This is a genomic window from Streptomyces sp. XM83C, assembly GCF_023072675.1.
Taxonomy (GTDB): Bacteria; Actinomycetota; Actinomycetes; order Streptomycetales; family Streptomycetaceae; genus Streptomyces; species Streptomyces thermocoprophilus.
In genome coordinates this window covers 1-6,293 of the sequence record NZ_JALLGL010000338.1, presented here as the reverse complement: position 1 = coordinate 6,293, position 6,293 = coordinate 1, and the positions used below count along the sequence as shown (strand labels likewise).

7 protein-coding genes are annotated in these 6,293 nt (G+C 69.9%); 3 read left to right on the top strand and 4 right to left on the bottom strand.

Annotated elements, in window-relative coordinates; all coding sequences use genetic code 11:
* The first annotated feature begins 91 nt into the window (after positions 1 to 91).
* The gene (locus MTQ10_RS26435; protein ID WP_247472675.1) at positions 92 to 1,084 is read left to right on the top strand and encodes an aldo/keto reductase; all 993 of its coding nucleotides are present in this window, start codon (positions 92 to 94) and stop codon (positions 1,082 to 1,084) included.
* A gap of 206 nt (positions 1,085 to 1,290) precedes the next feature.
* Here MTQ10_RS26435 and thpR read toward each other — a convergent pair whose 3' ends face one another.
* From thpR to MTQ10_RS26420, 3 genes are all read right to left on the bottom strand, one after another.
* Positions 1,291 to 1,863 carry an RNA 2',3'-cyclic phosphodiesterase gene (gene thpR, locus MTQ10_RS26430; RefSeq protein ID WP_247472674.1) on the bottom strand — a complete coding sequence of 191 codons (573 nt, stop codon included), beginning with the start codon at positions 1,861 to 1,863 and terminating at the stop codon, positions 1,291 to 1,293.
* 351 nt (positions 1,864 to 2,214) lie between these two features.
* On the bottom strand, positions 2,215 to 3,486 hold the full coding sequence (locus MTQ10_RS26425) for an MFS transporter (protein ID WP_247472673.1): 1,272 nt from the start codon (positions 3,484 to 3,486) through the stop codon (positions 2,215 to 2,217).
* A 97-nt stretch (positions 3,487 to 3,583) separates the two neighbouring features.
* Positions 3,584 to 4,021, bottom strand: coding sequence for a MarR family winged helix-turn-helix transcriptional regulator (locus MTQ10_RS26420; protein WP_247472672.1), 438 nt, complete (start codon positions 4,019 to 4,021; stop codon positions 3,584 to 3,586).
* A gap of 148 nt (positions 4,022 to 4,169) precedes the next feature.
* Here MTQ10_RS26420 and MTQ10_RS26415 point away from each other — a divergent pair, with 148 nt between their 5' ends.
* Positions 4,170 to 4,358: a BrnA antitoxin family protein gene (locus MTQ10_RS26415; protein ID WP_247472671.1), complete on the top strand. Its 189-nt coding sequence runs from the start codon at positions 4,170 to 4,172 to the stop codon at positions 4,356 to 4,358.
* 29 nt (positions 4,359 to 4,387) lie between these two features.
* Here the strand turns inward: MTQ10_RS26415 and MTQ10_RS26410 are convergent, their stop codons facing one another.
* Positions 4,388 to 5,839 carry an NCS2 family permease gene (locus MTQ10_RS26410; protein ID WP_247472670.1) on the bottom strand — a complete coding sequence of 484 codons (1,452 nt, stop codon included), beginning with the start codon at positions 5,837 to 5,839 and terminating at the stop codon, positions 4,388 to 4,390.
* A 114-nt stretch (positions 5,840 to 5,953) separates the two neighbouring features.
* Between MTQ10_RS26410 and MTQ10_RS26405 the strand changes: the two genes are divergently transcribed.
* On the top strand, positions 5,954 to 6,229 hold the full coding sequence (locus MTQ10_RS26405; RefSeq protein WP_247472669.1) for a DUF2530 domain-containing protein: 276 nt from the start codon (positions 5,954 to 5,956) through the stop codon (positions 6,227 to 6,229).
* Positions 6,230 to 6,293 lie beyond the last annotated feature (64 nt).

Below are 6,293 nucleotides of genomic sequence, written 5' to 3'. Positions count from 1 at the left end.
CCCCCCACCTCGCCCTCGCCCCCGCCACCTGGGCGGCGTTCATGAGGAGCCCCTTGCTTCGAGTGCACTCCACGGCGTTGGGTGAGGAGGTATGAAGTACACGCAGCTCGGACGCACCGGACTCAAGGTCAGCCGACTCGTCCTCGGCACGATGAACTTCGGACCCCAGACCGACGAACCCGCCTCGCACGCGATCATGGACGCGGCGCTGGACGCGGGGATCAACTTCTTCGACACCGCGAACGTGTACGGCTGGGGCGAGAACAAGGGCCGTACCGAGTCGATCATCGGGAACTGGTTCGCGAAGGGCGGCGGGCGGCGCGAGAAGACCGTCATCGCCACCAAGGTGTACGGGAACATGGGGCCGGACGGCGAGGCGTGGCCCAACCACGACAAGCTGTCGGCGGTGAACATCCGGCGGGCCGTGGACGCGTCGCTGAAGCGGCTCCAGACGGACCACATCGATCTGTACCAGTTCCACCACATCGACCGGAACACGCCGTTCGAGGAGATCTGGCAGGCGATCGACGTCCTGATCCAGCAGGGCAAGATCCTCTACGTCGGTTCCTCGAACTTCCCCGGCTACAAGATCGCCCAGGCGAACGAGATCGCCGCGCGGCGCGGCGGCACGATCGGCCTGGTCAGTGAGCAGTGCCTGTACAACCTGGCGGAGCGCCGTGCCGAGATGGAGGTGATCCCGGCCGCTCAGGACTACGGCCTGGGTGTCATCCCGTGGTCGCCGCTGCACGGCGGCCTGCTCGGCGGCGTGATCAAGAAGGAGGTGCAGGGCGGGCGCCGGGCGAGCGGCCGGGCCGCGGACACGCTCGCCGACCCGGCGAAGCGGGCTCAGATCCAGGCGTACGAGGACCTGGTGGACAAGCACGGTCTGGAGCCCGGCGAGGTCGCGCTGGCGTGGCTGCTGACGCGGCCCGGCGTCACGGGTCCGATCGTCGGCCCGCGTACGTCGGAGCAGCTCGCGTCGGCGATCCGGGCGTCGGAGCTGGAGCTGGGCGAGGAGCTGCTGGCGTCGCTGGACGAGGTGTTCCCGGGCCCGGGGCCGTCCCCTGAGGCCTTCGCCTGGTAGGCGGGCCGCACCGAACGGGACGACCGCGAGCCCGGCAGGCGAGCCGGGCGGGCCCCCGCCGGGGGCCAAGTCGAACAGGTGACCGTGCGCGGCGGCGGTCGGCGGGCTACCTGCCGACCGCCGCCGCCACGATCACCACCACGAACATCAGCACGAGCGCACCGGCCATGATCCGGTTCCGGGTCTTCGGGTCCACGCCCCCGAGCCTAACGGGCCCCGTCGAGCGGCCAGCGTGCGACCGCCTCGTAGCGGGGTTCCTCACCGGGTGTGCCGGAGCGGGGCAGGTGGCTGCGGACGAGGACCAGCTCCCGTACGGTCCACCGCTGCCCGGCGAAGTCCCGTAGCTCGTCGACGTACGGCCGGGGGTCGACGGCACGCCGGCTGCGCGCGACGGTGAGGTGGGCCTTGTAGTGCCGGTGCTCCCCCATCGGCAGGCCTGCCTTGCGGCCGGCGGCCTCGGCGCGGTCGGCGAGCAGCCGTAGTGTGGCCGTGTCGCCGTCGGCGCCGGTCCACAGGACCCGCCCGTGCCCGAACTGGCCGCCGCCTCGCAGTGCCAGCGGGAACGCGGGCGTGCGGTGTGCGGCCCGCTCCAGCCGTGCCGACAGGTCGGGTACGAGGGTGTCGGCGACCTCGCCGTAGAAGGCGAGGGTGAAGTGCCAGCCGGGGCGGCCGGTCCAGCGCAGGGCGTCCGCGTCGGGCAGTCGTCTGAGCGCTTCGACCTCGGCGGCCAGGTGACGGGTGACGTCGTCGGGCGGCAGCACGGCGGCGAAGAGTCTCATGCGGCCAGTGTGCATCCGGGGGTGCACCCGCCTCAGCGTGTCCTCGTCACGATGCCCATCGTTGTGACTGCGCGGTCGCCCCGGAGCCCAGTGATGACCGGGCAGGAGCGCCACGATGCCCGTCCTGGCGGACAGGATCGAGATGGCCGACAGCAGCGGCGACCTCAGCCTCGACATGATGTTCGACTGGCTGGAGGGGATGCCCGTCTCCGAGGGACACGCAGGCTTGCCTCGGACGTGCGGATCGACTTCCCCGGCCGGGGGTGATGACGTCGACCTCACGGACATCCCCGAGGCCTGGCGCTCGAGACCGGCGAGTTTCCCCGCGACTGAGCCCAGGCCCCGGGAGGGTCAGGCCGCCGCCGTCAGTTCCTCCCGCTTGCGCGGTACGAAGCGGACGTGCGGGTGGCCGCCGTTCCAGCCGACGGACAGGCGCAGGCCGCCGACGCGGGCCAGGGCGAGGGCGATGCCGGTGGCGGCGAGGGCGGACACGGCGCCGCCGACGGCGAGGCCGGCGCGGACACCGTACGTGTCGGTGATCCATCCGGCGATGGGTGCGCCGATCGGGGTGCCGCCCATGAACACCATCATGTACAGGGCCATCACCCGGCCGCGCATGGCGGGGTCGGTGGCCATCTGGACGCTGGTGTTGGCGGTGACGTTGACGGTCATGCCGAACATGCCGATGGGCGCCATGAACAGGGCGAACAGCCACAGCGACGGGGCGAGCGCGGCGATCATCTCCAGCACGCCGAAGGTGACGGCGGCGACGATCAGCACGCGCATCCGGGCCGTTCCGCGTCGGGCGGCGAGGAGGGCGCCGACGAGGGAGCCGACGGCCATGAGGGTGTTGAAGAGGCTGTAGGAGCCGGCGCCGGCGTGGAAGACGTCGTCGGCGAACGCCGACAGATACACCGGGAAGTTGAAGCCGAAGGTGCCGATGAAGCCGACGAGGGCGATGGGCCAGATCAGTTCGGGGCGTCCGGCGACGTAGCGCAGGCCTTCGCGGAGCTGGCCCTTGCCGCGCGGCGCGGGTTCGATGACGTGCAGTTCGCGGGCGCGCATCAGCAGCAGGCCGGTGATGGGCGCGACGAAGGACAGGCCGTTGAAGAGGAACGCCCAGCCGGTTCCGACGCCGGTGATCATCAGTCCGGCGACGGCGGGGCCGACGAGGCGGGCGGACTGGAAGTTCGCCGAGTTCAGGCTGACGGCGTTCTGTAGCTGGTCGCGGCCGACCATCTCGGTGACGAAGGACTGGCGGGCCGGGTTGTCGAGGACGGTGGCGAGGCCGACGAGGAACGCGGCGAGGTAGACGTGCCAGACCTGGACGTGGCCGCTGAGGGTGAGGACGGCGAGGGCGAGGCCGGTGACGGCCATCGCGGACTGGGTGAAGAGCAGGGTGCGGCGCTTGGGGAGGCGGTCCACGAGGACACCGCCGTACAGGCCGAAGAGCAGCATCGGCAGGAACTGCAGTGCGGTGGTGACGCCGACGGCGGTGGCGGAGCCGGTGAGGCCGAGCACCAGCCAGTCCTGGGCGATGCGCTGCATCCAGGTGCCGGTGTTGGAGACGACCTGGCCGAGGAAGAAGAGGCGGTAGTTCCTGATCTTCAGCGAGCTGAACATCGAGGAGGAGCGGGTGGGGGTAGTAGGGGTCGGTGCGGGGGCGGAAGGTGTTCCGGGTCCCGTACTCAAAGTGCGTTCGCCTCCTTGTGATCGGTCCTCAGAGATGCGCGAGCTTCTCCAGCACGGGCGCGGCTGCGCGCAGCTTGGCCCACTCGTCCTCGTCGAGGTTCTCCACCAGGGCGGCGAGGAAGGCGTTCCGTTTGGCGCGGCTCTCGGCGAGCATCGTCTCGGCCTGTTCGGTCTTGCTGACGACCTTCTGGCGCCGGTCCTCGGGGTGGGGCTCCAGCCGGACCAGGCCCTTGGCCTCCAGCAGGGCGACGATGCGGGTCATCGACGGTGGCTGGACGTGTTCCTTGCGGGCCAGCTCTCCGGGGGTGGCCTTGCCACAGAGGGAGAGTGTGCCGAGCACCGACATCTCGGTGGGGCTCAGCGACTCGTCGACTCGCTGGTGCTTGAGCCGACGCGACAGGCGCATCACGGCGGAGCGCAGGGCGTTCACGGCGGCGGCGTCGTCGCCCTGGGTGAGGTCCGGCATGTCTTTAGCGTAACTCATTACTCTGACTAACAACCACTGGAGGTCGCACGGTATGCCCGTGACGCGGGCCACTGATGCGTCGTATCACTCATTCGGGTGATCGGGGTGCGGAACGTGACACACCGGCCGGAAGCTTGCGGCAACCCTCATGGGCATGGGGACCAGCGTGCTCAGCCTGCGGATAGACGGGGAGCTGCTCGAACGGCTCCGGCACCATGCGGCGAAAAGAGGAATGAGCGTCCAGGACTATGTCGTCCGGACGCTCATTCGGGATGACTTCGACGAGCGGTTCCAGGCCGCCGTCGAGGAGACGGAGAAGTTCTACGGGCTCACCTAGGGCGCGTCCGACGGCTCACCCGCGCGGCGTCAGGTCAGTCCCAGCGCCGGCATCAGGTAGTAGAAGGCGAACACCGCCGACACCACGTACATCGCCACCGGGACCTCCTTGCCCCGGCCCGCGGCGAGGCGCAGCGCCGTGAAGGTGATGAAGCCCATGCCGATGCCGTTGGTGATCGAGTACGTGAACGGCATCATCAGCATCGTCACGAACGCGGGCACGGCGATGGTGTAGTCGGCCCAGTCGATCTCCTTGACGGAGCCGGCGAGGATCAGGAAGCCGACCGCGACGAGCGCGGGCGTGGCCGCCTGGGACGGGACCATGGTGGCGACCGGCGTGAGGAACAGCGCCACGGCGAAGAGGCCGCCGGTGACGACGTTGGCGAGGCCGGTGCGCGCGCCCTCGCCGACGCCCGCCGTTGACTCCACGAAGCAGGTGGTGGCGGAGGAGGAGCTGGCGCCGCCCGCGGCGACGGCGATGCCGTCGACGAAGAGGACCTTGTTGATGCCGGGCATCTGGCCCTGGGCGTCGGTCAGCTTGGCCTCGTCGGAGACGCCCATGATCGTGCCCATGGCGTCGAAGAAGCAGGACAGCAGGACGGTGAAGACGAACAGGACGCCGGTCAGCACACCGACCTTGTCGAAGCCGCCGAACAGGCTGACCTGGCCGACCAGGCCGAAGTCGGGGGTGGCGACCGGGTTGCCCGGCCACTTCGGGACGGTCAGGCCCCAGGCCTGGCCGCCGGCGACCGCCTCGATGATCACCGCGAGGACCGTCATGACGACGATGGAGACGAGGATCGCGCCGGGCGCCTTGCGCACGATCAGCGCGAACGTCAGCAAGGTGCCGAGGACGAAGACCAGCACCGGCCAGCCGGTGAGGTGACCGCCGGCGCCGAGCTGGAGCGGCACGGTGGTGTGGGCGGCGTCCGGGATACGGGTGACGAAGCCGGAGTCGACCAGGCCGATCAGCATGATGAACAGGCCGATACCGATGGAGATGGCCTTGCGCAGCCCGAACGGCACGGCGTTCATCACGCGCTCGCGCAGACCCGTGGCGACGAGCAGCATGACCACGAATCCGGCGAGTACGACCATGCCCATCGCGTCCGGCCAGGACATGCGCGGGGCGAGCTGGAGGGCGACGACCGAGTTGACGCCGAGACCGGCGGCGAGCGCGATCGGCACATTGCCGATGACACCCATCAGCAGGGTGGTGAACGCCGCCGTGAGGGCGGTGGCCGTGACGAGCTGACCGTTGTCGAGCTGGTGGCCGTACATGTCCTTCGCGCTGCCGAGAATGATCGGGTTCAGCACGATGATGTACGCCATCGCGAAGAACGTGGCGAGACCGCCCCGAACCTCGCGTGCCAGGGTGCTGCCGCGCTCCGAGATCTTGAAATAGCGGTCGAGGGCGCTGGTCGAGGGCGCCTTGCCCGGCTGCTCGGGCGCGGGGACCTTGGCGGGGGCCGAGGTGGGCATTTGTCGATTCCTACGAACAGAAGTGGTCGGTGGCAAACGGTTTCAGTATGAACATATGAGTTCCTTGATTACCATCTCCGCGCGTAGACCTGATCGCGTCCTAAACTGACTGCCATGGCGAAGTGGACCCCCAAGCACGAGGCGCCGGAGCCCCTGGAGGGCCCCGTGGTCGCCACCATCACCGGCGGCACCATCGTGTGGTTCGTCCTCTTCCTGGCCCAGCTCCCCTTCTACGGCTGGTTCGACGACCACGGCCACACCTGGTGGCTGTGGACCTGCCTGGCAGGCGGCGGACTCGGCCTCATCGGCATCTGGTACGTCCGCAAGCGGGACGCCGCGATCAAGCGCGCCGCGGCGGCGCGCGACGCGGAGACCGAGCGGGCGGCCTGACACGCCGGGGCGCTGCCCCGGGGCCCGGCGCCAGGGCAGGGGTGACAAGCCCCGGCCCCACCCC

What these genes read in the sequence shown, in the direction of transcription:
- MTQ10_RS26435 (WP_247472675.1), top strand. Translation starts at nt 92, where the DNA reads ATGAAGTACACGCAGCTCGGACGCACCGGACTCAAGGTCAGCCGACTC.
- thpR (WP_247472674.1), bottom strand. Translation starts at nt 1,863, where the DNA reads ATGAGACTCTTCGCCGCCGTGCTGCCGCCCGACGACGTCACCCGTCAC.
- MTQ10_RS26425 (WP_247472673.1), bottom strand. Translation starts at nt 3,486, where the DNA reads ATGTTCAGCTCGCTGAAGATCAGGAACTACCGCCTCTTCTTCCTCGGC.
- MTQ10_RS26420 (WP_247472672.1), bottom strand. Translation starts at nt 4,021, where the DNA reads ATGCCGGACCTCACCCAGGGCGACGACGCCGCCGCCGTGAACGCCCTG.
- MTQ10_RS26415 (WP_247472671.1), top strand. Translation starts at nt 4,170, where the DNA reads ATGGGCATGGGGACCAGCGTGCTCAGCCTGCGGATAGACGGGGAGCTG.
- MTQ10_RS26410 (WP_247472670.1), bottom strand. Translation starts at nt 5,839, where the DNA reads ATGCCCACCTCGGCCCCCGCCAAGGTCCCCGCGCCCGAGCAGCCGGGC.
- MTQ10_RS26405 (WP_247472669.1), top strand. Translation starts at nt 5,954, where the DNA reads ATGGCGAAGTGGACCCCCAAGCACGAGGCGCCGGAGCCCCTGGAGGGC.